Origin of the sequence: Alteraurantiacibacter aestuarii, from assembly GCF_039523595.1 — a bacterium.
In the GTDB taxonomy this organism is placed as follows: domain Bacteria; phylum Pseudomonadota; class Alphaproteobacteria; order Sphingomonadales; family Sphingomonadaceae; genus Alteraurantiacibacter; species Alteraurantiacibacter aestuarii.
The window spans coordinates 38,954-64,432 of sequence record NZ_BAAAFP010000002.1 but is presented as its reverse complement, the minus strand read 5'-3'; the positions used below and the strand labels follow the sequence as shown (position 1 = coordinate 64,432).

General features: G+C 63.8%; 20 protein-coding genes. 9 read left to right on the top strand and 11 right to left on the bottom strand.

Annotation, left to right across the window (positions count from 1 at the left end):
• Positions 1 to 4: 4 nt before the first annotated feature.
• Entirely contained in the window at positions 5 to 1,327 is a 1,323-nt protein-coding gene (locus tag ABDZ98_RS04005; RefSeq protein WP_160589156.1) for a tetratricopeptide repeat-containing sulfotransferase family protein, read from the top strand.
• Positions 1,328 to 1,452: 125 nt separating this feature from the next.
• On the top strand, positions 1,453 to 2,733 hold the full coding sequence (locus ABDZ98_RS04000; RefSeq protein WP_343805896.1) for a spinster family MFS transporter: 1,281 nt from the start codon (positions 1,453 to 1,455) through the stop codon (positions 2,731 to 2,733).
• Here ABDZ98_RS04000 and ABDZ98_RS03995 read toward each other — a convergent pair.
• From ABDZ98_RS03995 to ABDZ98_RS03960, 8 genes are all read right to left on the bottom strand, one after another.
• Entirely contained in the window at positions 2,723 to 3,970 is a 1,248-nt protein-coding gene (locus tag ABDZ98_RS03995) for a DUF418 domain-containing protein (RefSeq protein WP_160589154.1), read from the bottom strand. The two genes, ABDZ98_RS04000 and ABDZ98_RS03995, sit on opposite strands and share 11 nt — an antisense overlap.
• A 22-nt stretch (positions 3,971 to 3,992) precedes the next feature.
• A complete protein-coding gene (gene metK / locus ABDZ98_RS03990; protein ID WP_160589153.1) occupies positions 3,993 to 5,201 on the bottom strand; it encodes a methionine adenosyltransferase in 1,209 nt (402 codons plus the stop codon).
• Positions 5,202 to 5,249: 48 nt separating this feature from the next.
• On the bottom strand, positions 5,250 to 6,863 hold the full coding sequence (gene lnt / locus ABDZ98_RS03985; protein ID WP_160589152.1) for an apolipoprotein N-acyltransferase: 1,614 nt from the start codon (positions 6,861 to 6,863) through the stop codon (positions 5,250 to 5,252).
• 123 nt (positions 6,864 to 6,986) lie between these two features.
• The gene (locus tag ABDZ98_RS03980; RefSeq protein WP_160589151.1) at positions 6,987 to 7,712 is read right to left on the bottom strand and encodes a DUF4167 domain-containing protein; all 726 of its coding nucleotides are present in this window, start codon (positions 7,710 to 7,712) and stop codon (positions 6,987 to 6,989) included.
• 212 nt (positions 7,713 to 7,924) lie between these two features.
• A complete protein-coding gene (gene prmC / locus ABDZ98_RS03975) occupies positions 7,925 to 8,818 on the bottom strand; it encodes a peptide chain release factor N(5)-glutamine methyltransferase (RefSeq protein WP_160589150.1) in 894 nt (297 codons plus the stop codon).
• Positions 8,784 to 9,851: a peptide chain release factor 1 gene (gene prfA / locus ABDZ98_RS03970; protein ID WP_160589149.1), complete on the bottom strand. Its 1,068-nt coding sequence runs from the start codon at positions 9,849 to 9,851 to the stop codon at positions 8,784 to 8,786. The genes prmC and prfA overlap by 35 nt, the downstream gene beginning before the upstream one ends.
• On the bottom strand, positions 9,848 to 11,131 hold the full coding sequence (gene hisS / locus ABDZ98_RS03965; RefSeq protein ID WP_160589148.1) for a histidine--tRNA ligase: 1,284 nt from the start codon (positions 11,129 to 11,131) through the stop codon (positions 9,848 to 9,850). The genes prfA and hisS overlap by 4 nt, the downstream gene beginning before the upstream one ends.
• Positions 11,132 to 11,180: 49 nt before the next feature.
• Entirely contained in the window at positions 11,181 to 12,290 is a 1,110-nt protein-coding gene (locus tag ABDZ98_RS03960; RefSeq protein ID WP_160589147.1) for an LLM class flavin-dependent oxidoreductase, read from the bottom strand.
• Positions 12,291 to 12,501: 211 nt separating this feature from the next.
• Here ABDZ98_RS03960 and ppa point away from each other — a divergent pair, with 211 nt between their 5' ends.
• Positions 12,502 to 13,074: an inorganic diphosphatase gene (ppa, locus tag ABDZ98_RS03955; protein WP_160589146.1), complete on the top strand. Its 573-nt coding sequence runs from the start codon at positions 12,502 to 12,504 to the stop codon at positions 13,072 to 13,074.
• 3 nt (positions 13,075 to 13,077) lie between these two features.
• Here the strand turns inward: ppa and ABDZ98_RS03950 are convergent, their stop codons facing one another.
• Together ABDZ98_RS03950 and ABDZ98_RS03945 are read right to left on the bottom strand one after the other, a co-directional pair.
• Complete coding sequence (locus tag ABDZ98_RS03950; RefSeq protein WP_160589145.1) at positions 13,078 to 14,487, bottom strand: mechanosensitive ion channel family protein; 1,410 nt, start codon at positions 14,485 to 14,487, stop codon at positions 13,078 to 13,080.
• Between the two features lie 162 nt (positions 14,488 to 14,649).
• On the bottom strand, positions 14,650 to 15,045 hold the full coding sequence (locus tag ABDZ98_RS03945; protein ID WP_160589144.1) for a hypothetical protein: 396 nt from the start codon (positions 15,043 to 15,045) through the stop codon (positions 14,650 to 14,652).
• 223 nt (positions 15,046 to 15,268) lie between these two features.
• Between ABDZ98_RS03945 and lptB the strand changes: the two genes are divergently transcribed.
• From lptB to ABDZ98_RS03920, 5 genes are all read left to right on the top strand, one after another.
• Complete coding sequence (gene lptB / locus ABDZ98_RS03940; protein WP_160589540.1) at positions 15,269 to 16,030, top strand: LPS export ABC transporter ATP-binding protein; 762 nt, start codon at positions 15,269 to 15,271, stop codon at positions 16,028 to 16,030.
• A 23-nt stretch (positions 16,031 to 16,053) separates the two neighbouring features.
• Positions 16,054 to 17,526: an RNA polymerase factor sigma-54 gene (gene rpoN, locus ABDZ98_RS03935; RefSeq protein ID WP_160589143.1), complete on the top strand. Its 1,473-nt coding sequence runs from the start codon at positions 16,054 to 16,056 to the stop codon at positions 17,524 to 17,526.
• Positions 17,527 to 17,761: 235 nt separating this feature from the next.
• On the top strand, positions 17,762 to 18,463 hold the full coding sequence (ctrA, locus tag ABDZ98_RS03930) for a response regulator transcription factor CtrA (RefSeq protein ID WP_160589142.1): 702 nt from the start codon (positions 17,762 to 17,764) through the stop codon (positions 18,461 to 18,463).
• A gap of 157 nt (positions 18,464 to 18,620) precedes the next feature.
• On the top strand, positions 18,621 to 19,322 hold the full coding sequence (gene trmB / locus ABDZ98_RS03925) for a tRNA (guanine(46)-N(7))-methyltransferase TrmB (protein WP_160589141.1): 702 nt from the start codon (positions 18,621 to 18,623) through the stop codon (positions 19,320 to 19,322).
• A 109-nt stretch (positions 19,323 to 19,431) separates the two neighbouring features.
• On the top strand, positions 19,432 to 20,193 hold the full coding sequence (locus tag ABDZ98_RS03920) for a sulfite exporter TauE/SafE family protein (protein WP_160589140.1): 762 nt from the start codon (positions 19,432 to 19,434) through the stop codon (positions 20,191 to 20,193).
• A 120-nt stretch (positions 20,194 to 20,313) separates the two neighbouring features.
• Here the strand turns inward: ABDZ98_RS03920 and ABDZ98_RS03915 are convergent, their stop codons facing one another.
• Positions 20,314 to 22,587 carry an NADP-dependent malic enzyme gene (locus ABDZ98_RS03915; protein WP_202385874.1) on the bottom strand — a complete coding sequence of 758 codons (2,274 nt, stop codon included), beginning with the start codon at positions 22,585 to 22,587 and terminating at the stop codon, positions 20,314 to 20,316.
• A gap of 280 nt (positions 22,588 to 22,867) precedes the next feature.
• Here ABDZ98_RS03915 and mutS point away from each other — a divergent pair, with 280 nt between their 5' ends.
• A complete protein-coding gene (mutS, locus tag ABDZ98_RS03910; RefSeq protein WP_160589138.1) occupies positions 22,868 to 25,474 on the top strand; it encodes a DNA mismatch repair protein MutS in 2,607 nt (868 codons plus the stop codon).
• The last annotated feature ends 5 nt before the right edge of the window (positions 25,475 to 25,479 follow it).

Genomic DNA, 25,479 nt, shown 5'->3' with positions numbered 1-25,479 from the left:
CGCCATGCCGCCCGCCAGACCGCAGCCCCCGCGCCCCTCACCCGCTGGCATGAAGGCCATGCAGGCCCTGCAGGCAGACCGGCTGGCGGATGCCGCGGCGGCGCTGGAGGATTTGCGCCGACTGGAACCGGGCGAAGGGCGCTGGCCGCGGATGCTGGTGATGGTGCTGACGGAAATGAATCGGCACGGTGATGCGGCGCAGCTGTGCCGCGCCCTGATCGCTAGGGACGGTGCGGACCCGGTGCTGCACCTGATCCTGGGCGATCTGGAGCGCGCAATCGGCAATTCGGATGCCGCCCGCCACGCCTATCGCGGCGCGCTGGATATCCATCCCGGTCAGGGCCGCGCCTGGTGGAGCCTGGCCTTCTATCACGGCGAGCAGGTTGAGACCGAGGTCCGCGCGGCGTTTGGCAGGCCGGGTGCAAGTCCGCTCGATCAGGCGCTGCTGCACTTCGCGCTGGGCGAAGCTGCCCATGCGCAGGCCGAACATGAGGTGGCATTTGGCCATTTTGGCACCGGCAATGACATGCTCGCCCGTATCGAACCGTTTGATCCGCGCGGCTTCGGGCAGGAGATCGCGGCGCTGCTATCCGACATGCCGCAGCTGGACGAAAGCGAGGCCAGCGCAGATAGGCCCGCGCCGATCTTCCTGGTGGGAATGCCGCGATCGGGTTCGACCTTGCTGGAACGCATGCTGGGCGCGCACTCGCAGGTGGAGGCGCTGGGCGAATCGCGATCAATGGCGCGACTGGCCGGGCTGCATATGCAGCGCGGCGGTGCGGAGAGCGCGGTCATGTCGGCCCTTGGCAGCGATTACCTCAGCCTCAGCGCAGCGCGCCGCCACGGTGCGGAACCCTTCTTCATCGACAAGATGCACCTCAACTGGCGCTTTGTCCCGGTCATCCTCAAGGCCATGCCTGCCGCCCGCATCATCGATCTGCGGCGCGGCGCGATGGATTGCTGCTGGTCCAACTATCGCTTCCCCTTTCAGGGCGGCCACCCGTCGTCGTGCGACCAGAGGAATATTGCCAGCTTCTATCGCGGATATGCGCGCGTCATGGATGAGGCGAATACCCGCGCGCCGGGCCGCGTGCTGCGGCTGGACTATGAAGACCTGGTGGCGGATGCCGACTTCTGCCTGCGCGCCATCTGCGACTGGATCGGCATCTCGTTCGAGCCATCGATGCTGGATCTGGGCAAGGCCTCGGGGCCAACCGGGACAGCCAGCAGCGAGCAGGTCCGCCGCCCGCTCAACCGCAAGGGCATTGGCGTGCATGAGCCTTACCGCGAATGGCTGGAGCCGATGGCGGCGGCGCTGCGCGGCTGACCGGCTCAGGCCTGCCCATACTCCAACTGCCCGACCACGCCGGCCGTTTCCGGCAGACAGAATTCCGCTTCCCCTTTGCCGTTTGCCCTCTATCCTCACCGGCCGGGAGTGGAGGAAGCATAGACATGGACATGCGCCGCAATTCGCCGTGGCTGGCACTGGTGATCCTCACCGCGATCAGCACGGTGGGCTTTGTTGACCGGATTGTGGTCAACGTACTGGTGGAACCGATCAAGGCCGAGTTTTCGCTGACCGACCAGCAGGTGTCGCTGATGGGCGTGGCCTTCACCATACTCAACGTGGGCGTGGGACTGGTCATCGCCCGTTATGCCGAGCGTGTACGCCGCCTCTCGCTGATATCGGTGGGCACATTATTGTGGTCTGGCGCGACGGCGATATGCGGCTGGGCCGGGGGCTGGGTCCATCTGCTGGCCGCGCGCATGGGCGTGGGTCTGGGTGAGGCGATCGGCCTGCCCAGCCTGCAATCGGTGATCTCCGACTATTTCCCCGCCAACAAGCGCGGCCTTGCCATATCGGTGCTGATGCTGGCGCCGCCGGTCGGGGCATTCATCGGCTTTGTCGGCGGTGGCTGGATCGCGCAGGAATTCAGCTGGCGCTTCACCTTCCTGATCGCTGCCATACCCGGCGTGTTCCTTGCTGCCTTTGCGTGGTTCCTGGTGAAGGAGCCGACACGCGGCGCGCATGATCCGGGTGCGGGCGACGACGTGCCGCCCATCACTCAGGTGCTGGCCCGCCTGTTCGCCCTCCCCAGTGCGCGCAATCTGGTGATCGGATCGGCGCTGGCGGCCATGCTCGGCTTTGGCCTCAATTACTTCTTCACCTCGCTGATGATCCGCCAGTTCGAAGTGGGGCTGGCCGAGGCGGGCCTGTATTCCGGACTGATCGCCAGCCTGCCCGCCGCCGTCTCCGTCATCGTCAGCGGCATGCTGGGTGACAGGCTGGGAGAGAAAAACCCCGCCGCCTATGCGCTGGTCCCGGCTTTCTGCCTGATCCTGGGCGGGCCAATCTATGCGCTGGCCATCACGCGGGACGATCTGGGCCTGTTGCTGGGTCTGGTGAGCGTGGCGACCTTCCTCAACTTCGGCTATCTGGGCATCACCTTTGCAGCGCTGCAGAACCTGATGCATCCGCGCATGCGGGCGACCTGCACCGCCGTGCTCAACGTGGTCTATGGCATCGCCAGCGCACTCGGCCCGTTCCTGCTTGGCAGTCTGAGCGATCATTTTGCGCTCGGCTATGGAGAGGTCAGAGGCCTGACCATCGCCATGGCCATCACCGGCGCTCTGTATGTGTGGGCGGGGCTGCATTACCTGCTGGCCGCGCGCAACTACCGCGCAGATCTGGCCAGCACGAAGGGTGGCGGCGAGGGGGAAATCAGCGCCTGAACGGCAGCAGGTGCAGGCCTGCGATGCTGCGCCACAACCATTCTGCCGGGCCTTGCCTGAAGACTGACAGCCATAGCGGCGAAAGGATCAGCATCAGGCTGATCGGCAGGCTGCACAGCACATAGGCCTCCACCCGGTCGACCTTGCCGAACATGCCAAGCCCCCAGCTGGCAAACAGCATGGAGAACACAAAGCTGGTGAGCAGGTAATTGGTCAGCGCCATGCGGCCCGCCTGCGCCCACAGCCAGGTCAATGCGCCGCCGCGACGGAAACTGGCCATCGCCAGCGCCGCCCAGCCAATCGCCAGCAGCAGGTCGAACGGCGCGGACCACACCAGCCCGTTGGACGCGGTGACAACGGCGTCAAAGCCGCTGGCAAAGCTGATCCAGGCCATCAGTGCCAGCGCTGGCAGCGCAATCACCGCCATGCGCCGGAACAGGCGCATCAGCCGGTCATGCTCCCATTCACCCGCCAGCAGGCCATTCTTCCACAGGCCGATCCCCACCAGCATGGCGGCGAGCGAGGAAGGCAGGCCGCTCATCACCGCAGCAATCGGCCCCAGCAGATCATCGAAGCGGCGGTCCATGCGCTGGCCGAAGGTCTCCGCCCCCTGTGCAAGTCCGGCGGCAATCACCTGCGGATCGGCGCCAAAGCGCTGTTCTGCGGGCAGCAGCGGACCGGGATCGGAAACCACCCCGGTGACAAACCGATACCAGTAATCCAGCCATCCCCACGCCACATAGCCCGACACCGCCAGCTGCGCGGCAATGATGGCCGCAGCCAGCCAGAACAAGGTGCGCACGTGAAGCCGCACCGCAAAGGGCAGCAGCAGTCCCGCCACCGCATAGACGCGCAAGATGTCATTATTGGCCAGCAGCAGCGCATGGGCAAAGCCGATGGCGAACAGCACCGCCATGCGGGAATAATGGCCCGCCAGCCGGTGCGGCCCCTCCCGGCCCAGCAATATCGCCACGCCAGCACCAAACAGCATGGCGAACAGCGCGCGGAACTTGTCTTCCACCACCACGAACACCAGCGCCCACAGCGCGCTTTCCAGCGGCCCCGTGCCGCCAAAGCTGCGCGGATTGACATAGGCAGCGGCAGGCATGGAAAAGGCGATGACATTCATCAGCGCAATGCCCGCCACGGCCAACCCGCGAAGCGCATCAAGCGCAGTGACGCGCCCGCCGGTGACGGCCAACGATACTGTCAGGGATGTGTCGGCGGGACCGGCCATGGCAGCTGCCCCGCCGCGCTGATCAGGCCAGTGCCGCCTTCAGATCGTCCACCAGATCGGTCCGTTCCCAAGGGAAGAAATCGCCCTCTGCCTTGCGGCCGAAATGGCCATAGGCAGCGGCCGGACGATAGATCGGCTTGTTGAGGCCCAGATGGGTGCGAATGCCGCGCGGGGTCAGTCCGCCCAGCTTCTCTATGCTGTTGATGGCTGCTTCCAGCACATCATCGCCAACCGTGCCGGTGCCGTGCGTATCCACATACAGCGACAGCGGCTTTGACACGCCAATGGCATAGGCCAGCTGGATGGTGCAGCGTTGGGCCAGACCGGCGGCAACGATGTTCTTGGCCAGGTAGCGAGTGATGTAGGCGGCCGAACGGTCAACCTTGGTCGGGTCCTTGCCGCTGAATGCGCCGCCGCCGTGCGGGGCCGCACCGCCATAGGTATCGACGATGATCTTGCGGCCGGTAAGACCGGCATCGCCATCGGGGCCGCCAATCTCGAAACTGCCGGTCGGGTTGATGTGATAGACGGTTTCGTCGCTCAGCAACTCAGCCGGAATGACATCGGCCACGACCGATTTCACATAAGCGTGCAGCTCGGCTTCCTTGGCGCCTGTGTCATAACCGGGTGCATGCTGGGTGGAGACCACCACAGCCGTGCAGGCCACCGGCTTGCTGCCTTCGTAACGCAGCGTCACCTGGCTCTTGGTATCAGGCTCCAGAAATGGGGCCTTCCCTGAATGGCGATCTGCCGCCATCTGCTCCAGGATCTTGTGGCTGTAATACAGCGTGGCCGGCATCAGGTCAGGCGTATCATTGGCGGCATAGCCGAACATGATGCCCTGATCGCCGGCACCTTCATCCTTGTTGCCGGCAGCATCGACGCCCTGCGCAATATGGGCGGACTGGCCGTGAAGGTGGTTTTCAAAGGTCAGCGTTTCCCAGTGGAAGCCGTCCTGCTCATAGCCGATATCCTTGACCACGCCGCGCACGGTGCGCTCAATCTCGTCCAGCGCGCCGGGGGCCCACTCACCATTCTCGAACACGCCCTTGCAGCGGATTTCGCCCGCCAGCACCACCAGCTGGGTGGTGGTGAGCGTTTCGCAAGCCACGCGCGCTTCGGGATCCTTCGACAGGAACAGGTCGACGATCGCATCGGAAATCTGGTCCGACACCTTGTCGGGATGACCTTCAGAGACGCTTTCGGACGTGAAGAGATAGGATTGGCGCATGGATTGTCTGGTCCTTTGGCAGGAAGAAACTGTTTTCGTGAATATCGTCTAACCAGCGGTCTTCCGCATTGCAACAGAAGCTGTCAGCAGAAATACCAGTGCCCAGCATAGCGCCAATATATTGCCCAGGCGGGCAAACAACGTCGGCGCGGCGGCGGCCGGAATTCTGGTATCGATGCGGCCCATCTCGTGCGCGCCGAGGTATTGACGAACCACCCCGTGCGCATCGATCACGCCGCTGATGCCGGTGGTTGTCGAACGCAGTACCGGCAGTCCCTCCTCTATCGCGCGCAGGCGGGCCTGGGCAAAATGCTGCGGCGGCCCGAAAGACCCGAACCAGCCGTCATTGGAGGGGTTGAAGATGTAATCGGGCCGGGCCGCACGGTCGACCACCTGACCCGAGAAGATGATCTCGTAACAGATCTGCACCCCGGCCAGACCGTGCGCGCCAAGGTCCAGCGTGGCGGGACCGGTTCCGGGCAGGAAATCGATTGATCCTGGCACCAGACGGCTGAGGCCAAGCGGCTCCAGCAGCCAGCGCATCGGCAGATATTCGCCAAACGGCACCAGATGCTCTTTGGAGAACACGCCTTCCACCGTCCCGCCGCCACTGACCGCCATCACCGAATTATACGCAGCAGAGGCGCGGCCATCCTCGATCACCAGCCGCTGTGCGCCGGTCAGCAGCATGCCGCGGCTGCCGATGATCTGGCCGATCCGGGCGCGGGCATATTCCGGGCTGCCAAGTGCGGTGGTGCGGTTGTAATAGGCCTGCGGATAGCCCTCCTCCAGATAATCCGACATGCCCGATTCGGGCCACAGCACCAGCCGCGTATCGCCCTGATCAAGGGCGCCGGAAAGCTGGGCCAGACGGACGAAATTGCTTTCATAGAACAGCGCATCGTTCAGCCGTTCCTGGCGGATATCGGGCTGGACCACGGTGACGCTGACCGGCCCGTCCTCGGCGGGAGCGGCGGGCCAGTACATGCCCGCTGCAATCAGCACCGCAGAAAAGGCTGCAGCCAGCCAGCGCCGCTGCACCAGCGCGGTCATCAGCGCAGCAGCGATCAGCACTGCAAGGCCGGACAGGGCATAGGTCCCCATCCACGGCAGGATCGCGGCAAGGCCGGGGCGGTCAAACGGGCCCAGCAGAACCACGCCAAACGGGTTCCACGCGTATCCGGTGAAGACCCAGCTCCTGAGCCATTCGGCCACGATCCAGCTGCCCGCCAGTGCCAGCGCCATCACCGCGCCGCCACGCCTGCCGGCAATGGCGCGCGCCGCCCCCGCGGCCAGCGCGGGATAGACGGCCAGATAGAGCGCAATCAGCGGCACCGCCGGCCAGCCCAGGATCGGCGGCAGATTGGCCTGATAGGTGAAGGCGGTGGCAATCCAGCTGTTGCCGAGTGTGAAATGGCCCACGCCGAACAGCCAGCCGAGCCATGCGGCCTGCCGCCAGCCAATGGTGAGCGAGAGTTGCAGGGCAAACAGGCCCATCGCGATCAGTGCCAGCGGCCACAGGCCCAACGGCTGGAACCCGCAAGCGGCGATCACGCCCAGCACCAGCGCATGCAGCCATGCGCGGCGCGGCAGGTGGTCAGGCCATTTGTCTGGCCATTTGTTGTCTGGCCATTTGCCGGAAAAGGCGCGAGCGAGCGTCATCGCTGCCGCGATGGACGTTCAGCAATCGGCTTTCAAGCCCCGTGAACGTGGGGCTGTGAAGCATGCAGCTGTGAAGCATGCGACCATGAAGAGCGGCGCATCAATGCATGCGCACGGTGCCGGTCAGTTGACGACCTGCAATTCCTCTTCATCGCCATCCTTGCTGCGGCGCGGACGACGGGCGCGAGGGCGACGGGGCTTTTCTTCTTCCCCATCATTGCCAGCGTCATTGCTTTCATTCTCGCTGTCATTCTCGTCGTCACTGTCGCTGGCGTTGGCACTGCGCGCGATGGATGGCGGCAACATGCCGGGATCTATGCCCGAATCATTGGCATCGGAGCGCGGGCTCTTGCGCTTGCGGCGGGTATCGCGGGTGAAGGGATTGGCGCCCTCATCACTGTCACCATCGTCATCAGAGCTTTCGCTCCGGCTGTCGCGGTCACCGTCATCGCGGCCGTCATCGCGCCTGCCATCACGATCATCGCTGCCCTTGCGAGGGCGCGGGCGCGGCTTGCGGCTGCGCTCTTCCTCACGGTCATCATCGTCCGAATCGCTATCGTCCTGATCGCCGCGTTCGTGATCGCGCTTGCCGCGTTGCTGCTGCTCGTCCTTCTGCGCCTTGATATCGGCAATCACGCGAAAGTAATGATCGGCGAATTGCAGGTAATATTCGGTCTGCACCCGGTCATCATTCAAAGCGGCGTCATTGGCCAGCTTCTTGTATTTCTCGAGCATCTGCGGCGCGTTTCCGCGCGCGCGATTGTCGATTCGATTGGACTGGCTGCCTCCGCTGGAGCCACGGCTACTTCCGCGGCCGCGCCGGCGATTGTTATTGCGTTGATTATTCAAGGGAAATCCGCTTCCTCATTGGGACCGGCATAGATTATCTCTCCGGTCGCATGACCCCTCGACACAGCGCCTCATGGCGTATGTGCCGTCTCCGAGTTTGCGCAGGCAAATGGCGCGTACCGCCGCTCACAGAGCAAATTTAGGAGTTAGACCGCGGTACGGCGTAAAAGCCCCCTTACCACTGGTCTGCACTAGAGGTAGCTACTGCAAAATCATTTGCCAAGCCCTAATCGCAGGACGAGGGCGCGCGGCCTGCCACCAAGATCTTCGTGGCATTGAACAGTAAAACCGCTTTGGGTGGCAATTTGCGTCACCGCACCCGCCTGCGTGGCACCTATTTCAAGCACCGCCACGCCGCCCGGTTCCAGCAATGCAGGCAGTTGCGGAATCAGCGCGCGGTAATCATCCAGCCCGTCTGGCCCTGCAAACAGCGCCTGCGCCGGTTCGAAATCCCGCACAGAAGAATCGAGCTGCGCATCGGCTTCCACATAAGGCGGATTGGACAGGATCAGGTCGAAGCGGCCCAGTTGCTCCGCCCAGCCAGGCTGGTTCCAGTCGCGCACGAAAAACTGCGCGCGGCCGGTGAGCCCCAGGCTCTCGCAATTGCACGCCGCCACGCCCAGCGCCTGCGCCGAGGCATCGATGCCGATCCCGCTGCTTCCCGGCCGTTCGTGGAGGAAAGACAGCAGCAAGGCTCCGGACCCGGTGCCGCAATCGAGCACGCGGGCCGAACCGGGCGCTGCATCGAGTGCGGCCTGCAAGGTCGTTTCGCTATCGGCGCGGGGAATCAGCACATGGGCGTTGACGGCAAAGTTCAGGTCCCGAAATTCCTGATACCCCAGAATATAGGCGACAGGTTCGGACCGCAGGCGCCGATCCAGCAGATGGTTGAACCGGTCGAGCAGTGCCGGGCTGATTGCGCCCATATGCCGCAGCAACAGGTCCGAGCGTGAAACGCCCAGCGCATGCGCCATCAGCAATTCGGCATCGAGGCGGGCCGTATCCGAAGTGCCGGCCAGCTGCTGTGCCGCCGCGCGCAGGACACCGGCAACCGTGGACGTACCCGCCACCTCAGTCCTCCATGGCGGAGAGGCGTTTGGCTTCATCCTCGGCAGTGAGCGCATCGACCAGCTCGCCCAGCGCCGTGCCGGCCAGCACTTCTGGCAGCTTGTGCAGGGTCAGGCCGATGCGGTGATCGGTCACGCGGCCCTGCGGGAAATTATAGGTGCGGATGCGTTCGGACCGGTCGCCCGATCCCACCATGGCCTTGCGCGCCTCTGCCTCCACGCCCTGCGCCTCATCGCGCATCTTTTCATACAGGCGCGCACGCAGCACCTGCATGGCCTTGGCGCGGTTCTTGTGCTGGCTGCGTTCGTCCTGGCAGATCACCACCAGCCCGCTGGGCAGATGGGTGATACGCACCGCGCTATCGGTGGTGTTGACGTGCTGGCCGCCTGCACCAGAGGCGCGGTAAATGTCTATTTTCAAATCATTATCATTGATCTGGACATCAACCTCGGTCGGCTCCGGCAGGACCGCCACGGTTGCAGCGGAAGTGTGAATGCGGCCGCCGCTCTCGGTAACGGGAACGCGCTGCACACGGTGCACGCCGCTTTCCCATTTCAGCTTGGCGAACACGCCCACGCCGGTGATATTGGCGACGATTTCCTTGAAGCCACCGGCATCGGAGGCGTTCATGCTGACAGGCTCCACCCGCCAGCCCTGCTCTGCGGCAAAGCGTTCGTACATGCGGTAAAGATCGCCCGCGAACAGCGCCGCCTCGTCCCCGCCGGTGCCTGCGCGGATTTCCAGCATGGCGGACCGCGCATCGGCCTCATCGCGCGGCAGCATGGCGATGGCCAGGTCCCGCTCGGCCTGTGGCAGGCGGCGCTTGAGGACGGACAGTTCCTCCTCCGCCATCGCCTTCATTTCAGGATCGGCGAGCATTTGGGTCAGCTCGGCAACTTCATCGCGCATCGCCTGCACTTCGCCAGCCACCTTGGCGACCGGCTCCAGCTCGGCATAGTCGCGGCTGGCGGTCACGAATTCCTCACCCTCCAGCTGGCCGGAGGCCATGCGCGCCTCAAGCTCGGCAAAGCGATGGGTGATCTGGCGCAGGCGCTCGGCGGGGATGGTCATCGAACAGGAATGCTCCGGCCCTGCCGCGAAAGCAGGCCAAACACGTGATCGCAGATATCGACCAGCGGTGCTTCGGCCTGATCGCCGCCGATCAGATCCTTCACATTGGCAACGCCCTTGGCCAGTTCGTCATCGCCGATGATCACCGCCACGCTGGCGCCGGAATTATTGGCGCGCTGCATGCGTTTTTTCATATTGCCGCGAAAATCCATGTCCGCGCAGATGCCGTGACCGCGCAGCGTGGCAAGAATGCCCGCGCCGTGCAGTTCGGCTGCCGAGCCCAGCGGTATGATCGCCACATCCAGAGGGGCCGCATCGCGCTCCCCCACCAGCATGGCCAGCCGCTCAATCCCGGCAGCCCAGCCGACGGCCGGCGTGGGCGCGCCGCCCAGCGATTCCATCAACCCGTCATAGCGGCCGCCGCCCAGCACGGTGCCTTGTGCGCCCAGCCGGTCGGTGATGAATTCAAACGCGGTGTGGCGATAATAGTCGAGGCCGCGCACCAGCTTGTCCATGCGGGTATATTCCACGCCCGCGGCGTCCAGACCGGCGGTGACTGCGCTGAAGAAATCCTCCGCCTCTGGCGTCAGATAATCGTCAATCCGCGGCGCATCGGCCACGAACACCTTGTCACGCGGGTCCTTGGAGTCGAGGATGCGCAGCGGATTGCGTTCCAGCCGGTCCTGCGAATCTTCGGACAATTCGTGGCGGCAGGACTGGAAATAGGCGACCAGCGCCACGCGCCAGCTGTCGCGGCTGTCGGCATCGCCCAGCGTGTTGAGTTGTAGCGTCACGCCGTCTGCGATGCCCAGTTCCTTCAGCAGCTGATCGGCCATGCACAGCAGCTCCACATCGGCCTGCGGCTCGCCCGCGCCGATGATCTCCGCATCGATCTGGTGGAACTGGCGATAGCGGCCCTTCTGCGGGCGCTCGTAACGGAACAGCGGGCCGTGCGTGGCCACCTTCAGCGGCGAATATTGCTGCCAGCCATCGGTAAGGTAGGCGCGCGCGATTCCGGCGGTGAACTCCGGGCGCAGCGTCAGGCTTTCCCCGCCACGATCATCGAAGGAGTACATTTCCTTCGACACCACGTCGGTCGTCTCGCCCAGCGAGCGGGCGAAAACCTCGGTCTTTTCGAACACCGGCATTTCCACGCGGCGGAAGCGGTAAAGCTTGCGCACGCGCTCGAATGTTTCGACCACGAATGCGAAGGCCTCGGCCTCGGCGCCGAAGATGTCCTGTGTGCCGCGGATCGGGCGGGGGGTTTCTTGCCTGCTCATAGGGTGCAGCCCTTAAGCCGCACCCGGCAAAGCCGCAACTACTCCCCCATCATTCCGCCGCCTCCAGAAAACGCTCATCAATGCTGGTCTCGGCCTGCCAGCTCTTCACCTCGGGCAGGATCTTGTCGGCGAACAGGTGGATGGAGCGCACCGCGTCCTTCTGCGGCATGCCGCCAAAATACACATGCGGGAAGAAGCCCTGCGGGTTGTAGATTTCCTTCAGTTCCCACATCCGGTCCAGGATCATCTGCGGCGTGCCGGTAACCGCGCCCTTGCCGAATTCCTCGCAATAGGCGTCGATCCCCTCGGGCGGGATCATCATCTTCTCATATTGTTCATAGCCGGTCACGTTGGCGAAGGTGCCGGGCTTGTCGAGACTGTAGTTCCTGATCGCCGCGCGCATGGTGTTGGCAAGGTATCTGTGCCCCTGCTCGGCAGCGAAACCGGCGTCTTCATGAATGTAGAAATTGCCGCTGAGCATCGGCGGCGGCGGCAGGCTGTCATCGCCGTGCACCTCCTGCCACACCGCCTTGTACTGGTCTGGCGGAGCCTCCTTGCCGCGCTGGGGCAGCATCAGCACCATGTTGCCAAAGCCGTGGCGGGCGGCGGCGACCATGGAATTGCCGGACAGCGATCCGCAGAACTTGCGGCCGACAAAGCTCTTGATAGGGCGCGGGCGCAATTCGTTGCGCGGGATCGATCCGAAGGCGCCCTCGCCTTCGATGAAGCCCGTCTCCAGCGCCGGGATCAGCACGTCCAGCGTATCATTATACAAGGCGCGGGACTTGCTCTGATCCACCCCCAGCCCGGCAAATTCATGCGGGGCCAGCCCGCCGCCAAAGCCAAGAATCGCCCGGCCACCCGACATGATGTCCAGGTTGATGATCTTTTCCGCCAGCCGCGCGGGATTATGCCACGGCACGATGATGCACTGCGTGCCCAGCTTCACCCGCTTGGTGCGGCCCGCCAGATAGGTGAGCAGCTGCAACGGATCGTTGGACATCGAATAATCGGAAAAGTGATGCTCGGTGATCCACACCGAATCGAATCCCAGCTCATCCGCCAGGACCAGATTGTCCAGCTCCTCCCGCACGAACTGTGCATCGTTATAGCTGTCGCCGCGCTGGTGGGCAAAGCCGGTGGCAAGACCAATATGCATCTCTCTGGCTCCTCTGTGCACTGGCGGGGATCTCTGCCGGTCCCCTGCCTGCTATCTTCACGGTCGTTATGATGACCCAGAATTGCTTCGCTGGCAATTCGGCAGTGGCAATGCGGGCGCGCTTGTTCTAACCGGACGCGCGAGTATTGGGAGGGGATGCACAAAATCCACCGCCGTCAACGAACGGCATCAGAAAATGGAACCTGCATCCATGCGTATTGAACATATTCCGGTAGGCGATAATCCGCCCGAAAGCCTGAATGTCATCATCGAAGTGCCCACCGGCGGTGAACCGGTGAAGTATGAATTCGACAAGGCCAGCGGCGCGCTGTTCGTCGATCGCATCCTGCACACGCCGATGCGCTATCCGGCCAATTACGGCTTCGTGCCGCACACGCTTTCACCCGATGGCGATCCGCTGGATGCGCTGGTGATTGCCCGTTCGCCCTTCATTGCCGGCTGCGTTGTCCGGGCGCGCCCGATTGGCGTGCTCAATCTGGAAGACGAGCATGGCGGCGATGAAAAGCTGATCTGCGTGCCGGTGGACACCACCTTCCCCTATTATTCGGACGTTGGGGAAACCAAGGATCTGCCGTCGATCATCTTCCAGCAGATCGAGCACTTCTTCACCCACTACAAGGATCTGGAAGCCGAAAAGTGGGTCCGTATCGGTGCCTGGGGCGATGCCGCCGAAGCACGGCGCGTGACCCGCGAGGCGATTGAGCGTTACGACGCCGACAAGGCAAAGACCAAGGCCGAGGCCGAGGCCAAGACCGAGGACTAAGCCCTACTCGACGGGTCGTTTGGGATCGAGCAGGTCCTTCTCGCCTGCATCCCGGTCGGCGCGCTCGGCATCGACCATGCGCGCCACCTCCTCATCTGGGGCGACATCATGCGCGGCGCGGGCTGCGGCAGCGGCGCCATTGGCCTGCGTAGCAGGCGCGGGGGATGGCGGCGGTGATGGCGGCGGCGCAGCATGCGCCTGCTCCTCGATATTCTCGAACTGCAGGGGCGTGGTCCGCGCATCGAAGCGCAGGCGATAGATCGGCTCTGGCAAGGCAAAGCCGCCCGCTTCCAGCGCCCGCTTGCAGGCCGCAATGGCGCGGCTGCGGGCCTTGGCGTGATCGGCCTCGCGCTGGTCTATCCAGGCCAGGAAGCTGAGCACGATGTTGGAATCGCCCACCCGGTCCACGATCACTTCGGGCGCCGGGTCCTGCAGCACATAAGGCAGGGCGGACAGGACATCGCGGCCCAGTGCGCGGGCGGCATCGGGATCGTCATCGGCATCGATACCCAGTTCGAAATCGAAGCGGCGCTGCGGATTGCGGGTGTAGTTGAGGATCACCGCCCGGAAGACCGCACCATTGGGAATGCGCAGGTGATTGCCATCCATCGTCATCAGCACGGTGGCGCGGCTGGTCAGGCGGATCACCCGCCCCTCATGCGTATCGATCACCACGTGATCATTGGCGCGGAACGGCTGGCGCACGCTGAGCATCAGCGAAGCGACGTAGTTCTCCACCGTCTCTCGCATGGCAAAGCCCAGCGCTATGCCGACCACACCGGCCCCGCCCAGCACCGCGCCCAGCAATGTTCCCGCACCGATCATGTCGAGCGCGATCACGATCCCGCCGATCACGAACACAAAGCGGATGGCGCTGGCGATCAGCTCCGCCAAAAAGGAATTGGGGGCTACCCGCTGCCAGAAGCCGGTGAGCGAGGCGAGCGCATAGCCGGTGCCGGCAATCAGCAGCGCCACCAGCAGCGCCGCCCCTATCAGCGGCAGCATGCGGGTGAATTCAGTCAGTTTCTCACCCAGCGGACCAAGCCCCAGCCCGCCGTCCACCGAGACATCGCGCTCGACATTGTTCTCCACCGTCACCACGCCGCTGACCCGGCTGGCAATGGCCTCTGCACGGTCAGCCGCCGACAGATCGGCAACCGTGCCGTTCAGCGTGACCACCCCGGCATCGGCCTCCACCGACACATTGGCGAGGCTGGGCACCTGCGCGAAAATGCCTGCGATGCGCTGCGTGATTGCCGCATCCTGATTGGCGGAGCTCCCGGCCTCGATCAGCGGCGGCGCTGTATAGGCCGGCGAAGGTGCGGGTGGCGGCGCCTGGTCTTGCACCAGCGCAGCATGGCCGGGCACCGCGAACAGCAGGGCCAGCGCCAGCAGCAGGAACGCTTGCTTCATAATCCGCATTGCTCCGCAAACCTTTCCCGCGAGCGTTAAGAACCAATCGCCCAACGCTTTATGAGCCAGCTGGCACAAATGAAAAGCGCGCCGGAACCCCGCAGGTTCCAGACACGCCAAATGTGAAACCGGTCAACCCTGAGCCATACAGCCTGGAACAGCCTAGCTGAGAAGAATGCCCATGCCCTTGAAAAATGCGGTCAGCGCAAAGGGCAGGCCGATGGCAAACAGCCAGATTGCCAGCCGGTCACGCGAGAAGGCGCGGGCAAGATCGGGATTGGCGGCTTCTTCATCGGAAAGCTCGGACCAGCGCTTTTCAAACATCCGGCAGCCCGGAATGATCGCCAGCACCAGCACCACCAGCGCCAGATAGGGCAGAATGGTGTTGTTGGTTGCCTTGAGCACCGTCGCCGTGACGAAGATATGCAGCCCGGTATAAGTCAGCAGCGCAAAAGCGACATGATCGCTCATCTTGCGGCGCCAATCGAGCTTTGCCTTTTCGACGTTGGCCGTGCGCGTTTGCGCTTGTGCGGCCGTATGTTCGAGCGCCTGTGCCATGTGCATGCTCCTCTTCCAGTCCCGATACACTTTATTACAATTAGTGCGCTCTCTGGCAAGAGCGGTAACCATATGTTCAAATTGGCCGTTCAAAGGCTCCGAACATGCCGGTCATGCATGAATCTTGCCAATTGTCCTTCAAAGCGCGGCGAAGCGTGCTATCTGGCACCTCATGACCACGTTGGAAGATAGTGTGATCGACAACAAGGCTCTGGCTGACGCCATGGAGCATGCGCACAACAATGCCGCCCCTCCGCTTCAGGGGGAAGGGCTGGAAGTGATCTCGATCGCCAAGAGCTATGACAAGCGCGCCGTGCTCAGCGATATCTCGCTGACCGTGGCCAAGGGCGAAGTGCTGGGCCTGCTGGGCCCCAATGGCGCGGGCAAGACCACCTGTTTCTATTCGATCATGGGACTGGTCCGCCCCGACAGCGGCCGCATCCTGATGGATGGCGAGGACGTGACCAAACTGCCGATGTATCGCCGCGCGATCCTGGGCCTGGGCTATCTGCCGCAGGAGACCAGCATCTTTCGCGGCATGACGGTGGAACAGAACATCAATTGCGTGCTCGAAATGGTCGAGCCGGACAAGCAGGTGCGCGCGGCCGAGCTGGAGCGGCTGCTGGAAGAATTCCACATCACCCGCCTGCGTGACAGTGCCGCCATGGCCCTGTCCGGCGGTGAACGCCGCCGCTGCGAAATTGCCCGCGCGCTGGCTGCCAAGCCTTCGATCATGCTGCTGGACGAGCCCTTTGCCGGGATCGATCCGCTGTCCATCAGCGACATTCGCGAACTGGTGATCGATCTGAAGCGGCGCGGCATTGGCGTGCTGATTACCGACCACAATGTTCGCGAAACGCTCGATATCGTTGACCGCGCCTGCATCATCTATGGCGGCCAGGTCCTGTTTGCCGGCAGCCCGGAAGAGCTGGTGGCCGATGAGAATGTACGCCGCCTCTATCTGGGCGAATCCTTCACGCTGTGATGTTTGCCGAGGGGGGTTGAACAATGGCGCTGGGCCCAAGGCTAGACCTCAGGCAATCCCAGTCGCTGGTGATGACGCCACAGTTGCAGCAGGCGATCAAGCTGCTGGCGCTGTCCAACCTGGAGATCGAAGCCTTCATCGGCGATGCGCTGGAAAACAATCCGCTGCTCGATGCAGGCGAGGTCTCACGCGAAAACGAATCGGGCAATGGCGACACGCCAGACAGCGATTCTATGTCAGACGGCTCGACGTCCGATGAGCTGATGCGGGCCGGGGCGGGAGAGGCCGATTCGCCGCTCGATATCGATCCCGAAAGCCTCGACCGCGATCGCGACACCGGAGACTGGTCGGCCAGCCATGTGACGGGCGGGGGCGAGGAAGGCCCGGACATCACCGAGCACGGCGAAGCTGCGCCCAGCCTGGCCGATCATCTGGAAGCACAGATCGGTCCGGCATCGCCCGATGCGCGCACCGCCTTCATCGCCCGCCATATCATCGGCCTGCTTGACGAGGCGGGATATCTGCCGGTGCACCTGCGCGAGGTCACGCTGGACCTGGGCATCGCCATGGCCGAGGCGGAGGCAGCGCTGGATCTGGTGCAGACGCTCGATCCCACCGGCGTGGGCGCGCGCAGCCTGGGGGAATGCCTGGCGCTGCAGGCAAAGGAGGCGGATCGCTATGACCCCTGCATGCAGGTGCTGATCGCCAATCTGGACCTGCTGGCCAAGGGCAGCTTCGCCCAGCTGAAGCGCATCTGCGACGTCGATGACGAGGATTTCGCCGACATGCTGGGCGAATTGCGCGGCTATGATCCCAAGCCGGGCCTGAAGTTTGGCGGCGGAGAGCGCGCGCCCGTTGTGCCCGACATCCTGATCACTGCGGCCAGGGACGGCGGCTGGGACATTGCCCTCAATCAGGCGACGCTGCCGCGGCTGGTGATCAATCGCGACTATTACGTGCAGTTGCGCGGCGGCTGCACCGACAAGAGATCGAAAGGCTGGCTGAGCGAGAAGCTGGCCGATGCCAACTGGCTGGTGAAGGCGCTGGACCAGCGCCAGCGAACCATCCTGAAAGTCGCCGCCGAAGTGGTGAAGCAGCAGGACGGCTTCTTCCGCAAGGGCGTGTCCGAACTCAGGCCGCTGACCTTGCGGACCGTGGCCGATGCCATCGAGATGCACGAATCGACCGTCAGCCGTGTGACCAGCAACAAATATCTCAACTGCGACCGCGGCACGTTCGAACTCAAATATTTCTTCACCAGCGGCGTGGGCAGCGCCGATGGCGAAGGGGCCAGCGCGGAAACGATCAAGGCGCGCATCAAATCGCTCACCGATGCAGAGGATGCCAGGAAGATCCTGTCTGACGATGCACTGGTGGATCTGCTCAAGGCCGAAGGCTTTGATCTGGCCCGCCGCACCGTGGCCAAGTATCGCGAAGCCATCGGCATCGGCTCTTCCGTGCAACGGCGCAGGCAGAAGAAGCTGGCGGGGGTCTGAACCTGCGAAGGCCAGCCTGCTGGCCGATAGCGAGGAAAAGGCACGCGCGGATGCGCGGGACGCACCCCAAAAAATGGGTGTGACTCAAAAGACTCAGCCGCAAATCGTTAACGGCTTTACCAAGAATTAACCTTTTTTGGTGAGAAGTTGCGTGGTTAATTCAGGGCAACCTCTCCTACCGAAGGATTAAATCGGGACGGGGGATTGCCGCGAGGGACTTCAAGGGGACACCCAAATGCGCGTTCTGCTGATCGAAGACGAGCCGACAACCGCCAAGGCTATCGAGCTGATGCTCACTACCGAAGGCTTTAATGTCTACTCCACGGATCTGGGCGAGGAAGGCCTCGATCTGGGCAAGCTGTATGATTACGACATCATCCTGCTCGACCTCAACCTGCCCGACATGCATGGTTATGACGTGCTCAAGAAGCTGCGCGTGGCCAAGGTGCAGACGCCGGTCCTGATCCTTTCGGGCATTTCCGAAATGGACAGCAAAATCCGCAGCTTCGGCTTTGGTGCCGACGATTACGTGACCAAGCCGTTCCACCGTGACGAGCTGGTTGCCCGCATCCATGCGGTTGTGCGCCGTTCGAAGGGCCACAGCCAGTCCGTGATCCGCACCGGCAAGCTGGCGGTGAACCTTGATGCCAAGACCGTTGAAGTCGATGGCGCCCGCGTCCACCTGACCGGCAAGGAATATGCGATGCTGGAGCTGCTCTCGCTGCGCAAGGGCACCACTCTGACCAAGGAAATGTTCCTCAACCACCTGTATGGCGGCATGGACGAGCCTGAACTCAAGATCATCGACGTGTTCATCTGCAAGCTGCGCAAGAAGCTTTCCAGCGCATGCGGCGGAGAGAACTACATCGAAACCGTATGGGGCCGCGGCTATGTGCTGCGCGATCCGGATGCCGTGGAAGAAACCGAAGCGGCCTGAAAGAATACCGACACATCATCCGTCTCCTGACGGGGGGACAACACGCTCCGGCGCCTCACGGCTCCGGGGCGTTGTTGTATCGGCCATCCGCGCCCGATCAGCCCGGCGCTGCCCGGCCAGCGCTTGAGGCGGGGCGAAAAAACTGTATGCGGCGCGCATGAGTGCACACAAGCCCGGCGATCCGACCACGATCAAGCGCCTGTACGGCCGTTCCATCGGCAAGCCCCTGCGCGCGTACCAGCAGGACCTGGTCGATAATTTCCTGCCCAGCATTGCGGTGCCGCTGGAAGGCCCGGTCACGGCCCAGCGCCTGTTTGGCTTTGACCGCCCGCTGCATTTCGAAATCGGCTTTGGCGGCGGCGAGCACACCACTTTCCGCGCCGACCTGCTGCCCGATCACGGTTTCATCGGCGCGGAGCCGTTCGTGAACGGCGTGGCCAGCGCGCTGGTGCAGATAAAGGATCAGGCGCTGGGCAATGTGCGCATCCATCATGGCGATGCGCTGCAGGTGCTGGAACGCATTCCCGATGGCGCGCTGACGATGTGTTACCTGCTGCATCCCGATCCCTGGCCCAAGGCCAAGCATGCCAAGCGCCGGATGATGAACGATGGTCCGGTGCGGATGATCGCCGACAAGCTGAAACCCGGAGGTGAATTCCGCTTTGGCACCGATCACGCGGTCTATCTGCGCCATGCGCTGATGGTGATGCGGCGCTTCACGGACGAGTTCGAATGGCTGGTGACCGGCCCGGCAGACTGGCAGAACCGCCCCTCCGGCTGGCCCGAAACGCGCTATGAAGCCAAGGCCCGCAACGTCTTTGGCCACGAGGTCTGGTACTTCCGCTTTCGCCGGAAGTGAGGCGCAAGGCCGCGCATCGGAAACACCCGATCCAGCAAAGAAAATCTTGCTTTCCCGGCGGCGGATTCCGGCGCACTGGCGATGATATCAACGACTGGGATTGCCGCCGATGCTTGGCGACTTCGATTTAACTGCCCTGCTTCCCTACATTGCCGTCGGATTCGCTGCCCAGCTTGTGGATGGCGCGCTGGGCATGGCATTCGGGGTGATTTCCAATGCCCTGATGGTGGGGTTGATGGGCGTGCCGCCTGCCCTCGCCTCGCAGCGCGTGCATGTGGTGGAATGCTTCACCACCGCCACATCGGGCATCAGCCATCTGCTCCACGGCAATATCGACAGAAAGCTGTTCTTCCGCCTGCTGCTGCCGGGCATAGTGGGCGGCGTGCTGGGCGCATATGTGCTGACCAGCATCGATGCCAGCGTGATCAAGCCGGTGGTGCTGGTCTATCTGACCGGCATTGGCGTGTACCTGCTCTATCGCGGCCTGACCTATCCGCCCGTCGCGCGCACGCCCAAAAGGGTGGCGGCGCTGGGTCTGCTGGGCGGCTTCCTTGACGCGGCTGGCGGTGGCGGCTGGGGGCCGGTGGTGACGTCCAACCTGCTGGTGCAAGGGGCCGAGCCGCGAAAGGTGGTGGGCACGGTCAATGCGGTGGAATTCTTCCTCACGCTGACGATTTCCGCAGCTTTCATCGTGCAGGTGGGGTTTGCCGATCTGGCCGGAGCCACATTGGGCTTCCTGATCGGTGGTGTGGCTGCCGCGCCCATCGGCGCCTTTGCCGCCAAGCGCTTCTCCACCCGAATGATGCTGATCTTCGTGGGCATCGTGCTGACGCTGACCAGCTCCTTCGGGATCTGGAACGCGCTGCAGTAACGCTGCGGTAACGGCGCGGTAACGGTGCGGCCTGAAGGGGCGGGGCGGAGCGCGTCCACACCCCGCCCGTTTCTCACCCGGCCCGTTTCATGCCCGGCCCGTCTCAGGCCAACAGGCTGATCAGCCCACCACGCCGGCGCTGGCCAGCACTGCCAGTGTCAGCACATCTGGCGCAATTGCCGTCATCGGAGCCACCTGAACCGGCTTTTCCATGCCGATCAGCATCGGGCCGATGGTGGTGTTGCCGCCCAGTTCGCGCAGCAGCTTGGCCGAAAGATTGGCCGATTGCAGGCCGGGCATGACCAGCACGTTGGCCGGGCCGGACAGGCGGCTGAACGGATAGAGGCGCATGACCTTGCTGTTGAGCGCGGCATCGGGCGCCATTTCGCCTTCATATTCGAAGCCCGGATCCTCGGCATCGAGAATGGCCACGGCATCGCGGATATTCTCCAGCCACTTGCCCGGAGGGTTGCCGAAGGTGGAATAGGACAGGAAGGCCACGCGCGGTTCATGCCCCAGCCGACGCGCCACTGCCGCGGTTTCCCGGGCGATATGGGCCAGCTGCTCGGCAGTGGGGCGCTCATTAATGGTGGTGTCGGCCATGAAGATCGTGTCGTTCTTGCCGATCATCATGTGAATGCCGAAAGGCACCGCGCCGGGCTTTGGCCCGATCACCTGGCTGATCTCGCGCATGGTCTGGGCGAAGGTCCGGGTCAGGCCCGAAATCATCGCATCGCCATGACCCAGCGCCAGCAGCAGGCAGGCAAAAGTGTTGCGGTTCTGATTGACCATGCGGCGCACATCGCGCTCCGTCTGGCCCTTGCGCTTGAGCTTGTCATACAGGTAATCGACCATTTGCGGGACAAGCTCGCTGTCGATCGAGTTCTGGATCTCGAAGCTCTCGGGATCATCCGCGTTAAGCTCGACCAGCATGTCGCGCACCGCTTGCGTGCGGCCCACCAGCACCGGCGTGCCATATCCGAAATCGCGGAACTGGATGGCAGCGCGCAGCACCACTTCTTCCTCCGCCTCGGCAAAGATCACCCGCTTGGGATTGTTCTTGGCCTCGGCATAGACCGTGGTCAGCACCGAAGTGGTGGGATTCATGCGGCTCTTCAGCGCATGGCGATAAGCGTCGAAATCCTCAATCTGGAACTGCGCCACGCCGCTGTCCATCGCCGCCTTGGCGACGGCGGCAGAGACGGTTTCCATCAGCCGCGGATCGAACGGCGCGGGGATGATGTAGTCGCGCCCGAACTGGTGGTTCTTGCCATAGGCTGCCGCCACTTCCTCGGGCACCGGCAGCCGTGCCAGCTCGGCAATGGCCTGCGCCGCGGCGATCTTCATTTCCTCGTTGATGGCGGTTGCCCGCACATCCAGCGCGCCGCGGAAGATGAAGGGGAAGCCCAGCACGTTGTTGACCTGGTTGGGATAATCGGACCGACCGGTGGCGACGATGGCATCGGGGCGCACCGCCATGGCCGCATCGGGCGTGATTTCCGGATCGGGATTGGCCATCGCGAAGATGATCGGCTGATCGGCCATCTTGACCACCCATTCAGGCTTCAGCGCATCCTTGGCGGACAGGCCGAGGAAAATATCCGCGCCCACCAGCGCTTCCTCCAGCGTACGGCGATCGGTATCCACCGCATGCGCGCTCTTCCACTGGTCGACATTGTCGCGGCCAATATAGATCACGCCCGAACGGTCGCACATCAGCACATTCTCGTGCCGCACGCCCATCGACTTGATCAGCGAGGTACAGGCGATGGCCGCGGCGCCTGCGCCGTTGACCACGACCTTGACGTCTTCCAGCTTGCGCCCGGTGATGTGGCAGGCATTGAGCAGGCCGGCGGCAGAGATGATCGCGGTGCCATGCTGGTCATCATGCATGACCGGAATCTTCAGCTTGTCGCGCAGCGCCTGTTCAATGATGAAGCATTCGGGTGCCTTGATATCTTCCAGGTTGATGCCGCCAAAGGTCGGCTCCATCAGGGCAACCGCATCGATAAAGGCCTGCGGGTCCTCGGTATCCAGCTCGATATCGATCGCGTCGACATCGGCGAAGCGCTTGAACAGAACCGCCTTGCCTTCCATCACCGGCTTGGACGCCAGCGCGCCCAGATTGCCCATCCCCAGGATGGCGGTGCCGTTGGAAATCACCGCCACCAGGTTGGACTTGGCCGTATAGCGCGCGGCATTCGCCGGATCGTCGGCAATCGCCTGCACCGGCACTGCGACGCCGGGCGAATAGGCCAGGGAGAGATCGCGCTGCGTAGCCATCGGCTTGCTGGCGATGATCTCGATCTTACCCGGTCGAATCGTCTCGTGATAGAACAGCGCTTCGCGCGCGGTGAAGTCGTTCGTCTTGTCAGCCAAAAGGTGATCCCCCATCGCAATGTCAGGTCTGTGCCCTATCGATATATAGGGCTGTGGCATAGCGCCAATTCCGGCCTGCATGTGCCTGCATCTTCAATCGGGCCGCTGTAACACATCAGGCGCGGCTGTGGCCCCAAAGTTCATCTGCCTGACCGGCTTTTACCGGTCTGCGCACCAGCGGTAACAGCGAGAATCCTCTGCAAGACCGCTGAAACCCGTCCCGATTGGGTGGTTTTCAACAGTCGGAAACGCCAGAACCATGACCTGAGCGGCTGGCCGGGCTAAATCCGCCGGCATGGCAGGCTCCGCAACACCGATGATGCAGCAATATCACCAGCTCAAGGCAGAGGCCGGGGACTGCCTGCTGTTCTACCGCATGGGTGATTTCTTCGAGCTGTTCTTCGATGATGCCAAGACCGCCGCCAGCGTGCTCGACATCGCGCTGACCAGCCGCGGGGAACATGACGGCCAGCCCGTGCCCATGTGCGGCGTGCCGGTGCATGCGGCGGAAAACTATCTCGCCCGGCTGATTCGCGCCGGATGCCGCGTGGCGATTGCCGAGCAGGTGGAAACGCCAGAGGAAGCGAAGAAGCGCGGCGGGTCCAAAGCGCTGGTCAGGCGCGACATCGTGCGCTTTGTCACCGCCGGAACGCTGACCGAGGAAGCTCTGCTGGAGCCGCGCCGCGCCAATATCCTGGCCGCCGTGGCAGAGCTGCGCGGGACCTGCGCCATTGCCAGCTGCGATATCTCCACCGGTCGGATGGAGCTGGAGGAATGCGATCCGGGCCAGCTGGGCGCATCGCTGGCGCGCATCGGGGCGAGCGAGCTGGTGGTGCCCGATGACTGGAGCGACTGCCCGCCAGATGCCATCACCCGGCCCCGGCAGGACTTTGCCAGCGACGATGGCGAGGCTCAGCTCAGGCGCATCCATTCGGTCTCCACGCTCGACGGGTTTGGCCAGTTCAGCCGCGCCATGCTGGCAGCAGCAGGCGGGCTGATCGCCTATCTCGATCATGCCGGTCGCGGAAAACTGCCGCTGCTGCTGCCGCCGGTCGCGCGGTCGGGCAGTGAGCGGCTGGCGATGGATGAGGCGACCCGCGCCAGCCTGGAAATCGTGGCGGCGCAAAATGGCGGCCGCGCCGGATCGCTGCTGGCCGAGGTCGATCGCTGCGTCACCGGCGCAGGTGCGCGCATGCTGGCAGAGGACCTGTCCGCCCCGCTGACCAGCCGCGCCGCAATCGAGCGGCGGCTGGCGCTGGTGCATGAGATTCACCATGACCCGCTGCTGCGCGCCGATATGCGTGAGCTGATGCGCGCAATTCCCGATCTTGGCCGCGCGCTGGGCCGGATCATGGCGGGTCGCGGCAGCCCGCGCGATCTTGGCCAGGTTCGCGACGGACTGATCGAGGCGCGGCGGCTGCATGGCCTGCTGTCGGCGCGCAAGGACCGGCCAGAGCTGCTGGATGCCCTGCTGCCGGACCTCACCGGCCACGGCGCACTGACCGATCTGCTGGCGCGCGCGCTGGTCCCCTCCCCGCCCACGGAGCGCAGCCAGGGCGGGTTTATCGCGGCGGCCTATGACGAAGGGCTGGACGAACTGCGCGAGATATCGGGCAATGGCAGGCGCGCGATTGCGGCGCTGGAAAGCCGCTATCGCCGCGAGACCGACATCGCCTCGCTCAAGATCCGCCACAATGGCGTGCTCGGCTATTTCATCGAAGTGCCCGCCAGGCATGGCGATGCGCTGATGGCGCCCGACAGCGGCTTCATCCACCGCCAGACGATGGCCAATGCGGTGCGCTTCAATTCGCTCACCCTGCATGAGGAAGCCAACCGCATTTCCGAGGCGGGCGGTCGCGCGATTGCGGCAGAAGAAGCCCATTTCGAGGAGCTTGTGGCCGAGGTGGCCAGGGGCTGCGAGCGGATCGCTGCCACCGCCGCCGCTCTGGCACGGCTCGACGTATCCGCCAGTCAGGCCGAGCGCGCGGCCGAGGGCGACTGGTGCCGCCCGCACATCAGCGATGACACCGGCCTTGCCATCACCGGCGGCAGGCACCCGGTGGTGGAAGCCGCATTGGCGAAGCAGGGCGAGCGCTTTGTCGCCAATGACTGCGCCTTGTCTCAGGCGGACCGGCTGTGGCTGGTGGGCGGCCCCAACATGGGCGGCAAATCCACCTTCCTGCGGCAGAACGCGCTGATCGTGCTGCTGGCGCAGGCGGGCGGCTATGTTCCTGCCGAGGCGGCGCGGATCGGGCTGGTGGACCGCCTGTTCAGCCGTGTGGGCGCATCAGACAATCTGGCGCGCGGACGCTCCACCTTCATGGTCGAAATGGTCGAAACCGCCGCGATCCTGAGTCAGGCAAGCGAACGCAGTTACGTCATTCTGGACGAAGTGGGCCGCGGCACATCAACCTATGATGGGCTGGCGCTGGCATGGGCGGTGGCCGAGGCGATCCATGAGCGCAACAGGTGCCGCTGCCTGTTTGCCACCCATTATCACGAGCTGGCGCGGCTGGCGGAGACATGCCCCGCCCTCTCGCTCCACCACGTGCGCGCCAAGGAATGGAAGGGCGATCTGGTGCTGCTGCACGAACTGGCGGAGGGCGCGGCAGACCGGTCCTATGGTCTTGCGGTGGCGCGGCTGGCGGGCGTGCCAAAGGACGTGGTCGCCCGCGCGAAATCCGTGCTCGACAGGCTGGAGAAAGGCCGCGCGCAAACGGGCGGACTGGCGGCGGGCCTCGGCGAATTGCCGCTGTTCGCCGCTGCGGCAGAGGCCGAGGAAGAGGAATGCGATGCCTTGCGCGAGGAGTTGCAGGCCATCGATGTCGATGCGCTGAGCCCACGTGAAGCGCTGGAGATTCTCTACCGCCTCAAGCAGGAAGCGGGAACGCCGGAGCGCTGACACCC

What these genes read in the sequence shown, in the direction of transcription:
- ABDZ98_RS04005 (WP_160589156.1), top strand. Translation starts at nt 5, where the DNA reads ATGCCGCCCGCCAGACCGCAGCCCCCGCGCCCCTCACCCGCTGGCATG.
- ABDZ98_RS04000 (WP_343805896.1), top strand. Translation starts at nt 1,453, where the DNA reads ATGGACATGCGCCGCAATTCGCCGTGGCTGGCACTGGTGATCCTCACC.
- ABDZ98_RS03995 (WP_160589154.1), bottom strand. Translation starts at nt 3,970, where the DNA reads ATGGCCGGTCCCGCCGACACATCCCTGACAGTATCGTTGGCCGTCACC.
- metK (WP_160589153.1), bottom strand. Translation starts at nt 5,201, where the DNA reads ATGCGCCAATCCTATCTCTTCACGTCCGAAAGCGTCTCTGAAGGTCAT.
- lnt (WP_160589152.1), bottom strand. Translation starts at nt 6,863, where the DNA reads ATGACGCTCGCTCGCGCCTTTTCCGGCAAATGGCCAGACAACAAATGG.
- prmC (WP_160589150.1), bottom strand. Translation starts at nt 8,818, where the DNA reads ATGAAGCCAAACGCCTCTCCGCCATGGAGGACTGAGGTGGCGGGTACG.
- prfA (WP_160589149.1), bottom strand. Translation starts at nt 9,851, where the DNA reads ATGACCATCCCCGCCGAGCGCCTGCGCCAGATCACCCATCGCTTTGCC.
- hisS (WP_160589148.1), bottom strand. Translation starts at nt 11,131, where the DNA reads ATGAGCAGGCAAGAAACCCCCCGCCCGATCCGCGGCACACAGGACATC.
- ABDZ98_RS03960 (WP_160589147.1), bottom strand. Translation starts at nt 12,290, where the DNA reads ATGCATATTGGTCTTGCCACCGGCTTTGCCCACCAGCGCGGCGACAGC.
- ppa (WP_160589146.1), top strand. Translation starts at nt 12,502, where the DNA reads ATGCGTATTGAACATATTCCGGTAGGCGATAATCCGCCCGAAAGCCTG.
- ABDZ98_RS03950 (WP_160589145.1), bottom strand. Translation starts at nt 14,487, where the DNA reads ATGAAGCAAGCGTTCCTGCTGCTGGCGCTGGCCCTGCTGTTCGCGGTG.
- ABDZ98_RS03945 (WP_160589144.1), bottom strand. Translation starts at nt 15,045, where the DNA reads ATGGCACAGGCGCTCGAACATACGGCCGCACAAGCGCAAACGCGCACG.
- lptB (WP_160589540.1), top strand. Translation starts at nt 15,269, where the DNA reads ATGGAGCATGCGCACAACAATGCCGCCCCTCCGCTTCAGGGGGAAGGG.
- rpoN (WP_160589143.1), top strand. Translation starts at nt 16,054, where the DNA reads ATGGCGCTGGGCCCAAGGCTAGACCTCAGGCAATCCCAGTCGCTGGTG.
- ctrA (WP_160589142.1), top strand. Translation starts at nt 17,762, where the DNA reads ATGCGCGTTCTGCTGATCGAAGACGAGCCGACAACCGCCAAGGCTATC.
- trmB (WP_160589141.1), top strand. Translation starts at nt 18,621, where the DNA reads ATGAGTGCACACAAGCCCGGCGATCCGACCACGATCAAGCGCCTGTAC.
- ABDZ98_RS03920 (WP_160589140.1), top strand. Translation starts at nt 19,432, where the DNA reads ATGCTTGGCGACTTCGATTTAACTGCCCTGCTTCCCTACATTGCCGTC.
- ABDZ98_RS03915 (WP_202385874.1), bottom strand. Translation starts at nt 22,587, where the DNA reads ATGGGGGATCACCTTTTGGCTGACAAGACGAACGACTTCACCGCGCGC.
- mutS (WP_160589138.1), top strand. Translation starts at nt 22,868, where the DNA reads ATGGCAGGCTCCGCAACACCGATGATGCAGCAATATCACCAGCTCAAG.